This is a genomic window from Variovorax multivorans, from assembly GCF_051216835.1.
GTDB lineage: Bacteria > Pseudomonadota > Gammaproteobacteria > Burkholderiales > Burkholderiaceae_C > Variovorax.
This window is the reverse complement of the sequence record NZ_JBPJZL010000054.1, coordinates 1-1,174: the sequence shown is the minus strand read 5'-3', so window position 1 is coordinate 1,174 and position 1,174 is coordinate 1. Positions and strand designations below refer to the sequence as shown.

Here is a 1,174-nt window from a genome sequence, read left to right as displayed (position 1 = left end):
CTAGGGAACATCTGATCAAGTCCACGGATGGCCGCTCTGAACGTTGATTACGCATGCTGAATGAAGGAGCGCCAACGATGAGCCAGATCAGTTTTTCGGATGCCGAGCATGCAGGCAAGAGGAAGAGGACACGTCGGGAAGTCTTCCTTGCCGAGATGGAGCTGGTAGTGCCTTGGAAGGCACTGCTCAAAGTCATCGAACCGCACTACCCGGTGGCAGGCCGCGGACGTCGGCCCTATCCGCTGGAAGCAATGCTTCGCGTGCACTTGATGCAGAACTGGTTTGCGTTGAGCGACCCGGCGATGGAGGAAGCCCTATACGAGATCACCTCGCTGCGCACGTTTGCAGGCCTGGGAATGGAGTCGATTCCCGACGAGACGACGATCCTGAACTTCCGCCATCTGCTGGAAGCCAGCGATCTGGCCGAGGACATCTTCAAGCAGGTCAACGCCCACCTGGCCAGGAAAGGGCTGCTTCTGAAGAGGGGCTCCATCGTGGACGCCACCATCATCGCGGCACCCAGTTCCACGAAGAACGCGGGCGGCGAGCGAGACCCTGAGATGCACCAGACCAAGAAGGGCAACCAGTGGCACTTCGGGATGAAGGCGCACATCGGTGTGGATGCGGACTCGGGGTTGGTGCACACGGTGACGACTACCGCAGCCAACGAGGCAGACGTCGAGCAGGTGAGCGACCTGCTGCACGGCAAAGAGGACGCGGTGTGGGCAGACTCGGGCTATCGCGGAGCGCAGGCGCGGGTGCAGCGCAGTGTGCAGTGGCACATTGCGGGCCGGCCCAGCGACATGGCGAAGATGCAAGAAGGCCGAGCCAAGGCCAGAGCGCGCAAGCAGGAATACCGCAAGGCCAGCATCCGGGCGAAGGTGGAGCATCCGTTCCGAGTGATCAAGCGACAGTTCGGCTTGGCGAAGGTGAGGTTCAAGGGACTGGCCAAGAACACGGCGCATGTGATCACGCTGTTTGCGTTATCGAACCTGTGGATGGCCAGGAAGAAACTGATCGCGATGCGCGGACAGGTGCGTCTGCAGACGGCATGAAGGGCCGCAAGGGCCTCTCAAACGCATGGGGATGCTCGGTGAGACGAGCTTGCGAGCGCAACGACAAGCACACGCGCTCGCCATCAAGCCAATTTACGACTTGATCAGACCTTCCCTAG

1 protein-coding gene is annotated in these 1,174 nt (G+C 60.7%); it reads left to right on the top strand.

The window, feature by feature from the left end; translation table 11 throughout:
* The first annotated feature begins 77 nt into the window (after positions 1 to 77).
* Complete coding sequence (locus ACSFCA_RS36530; RefSeq protein ID WP_435458121.1) at positions 78 to 1,055, top strand: IS5 family transposase; 978 nt, start codon at positions 78 to 80, stop codon at positions 1,053 to 1,055.
* The last annotated feature ends 119 nt before the right edge of the window (positions 1,056 to 1,174 follow it).

What these genes read in the sequence shown, in the direction of transcription:
- ACSFCA_RS36530 (WP_435458121.1), top strand. Translation starts at nt 78, where the DNA reads ATGAGCCAGATCAGTTTTTCGGATGCCGAGCATGCAGGCAAGAGGAAG.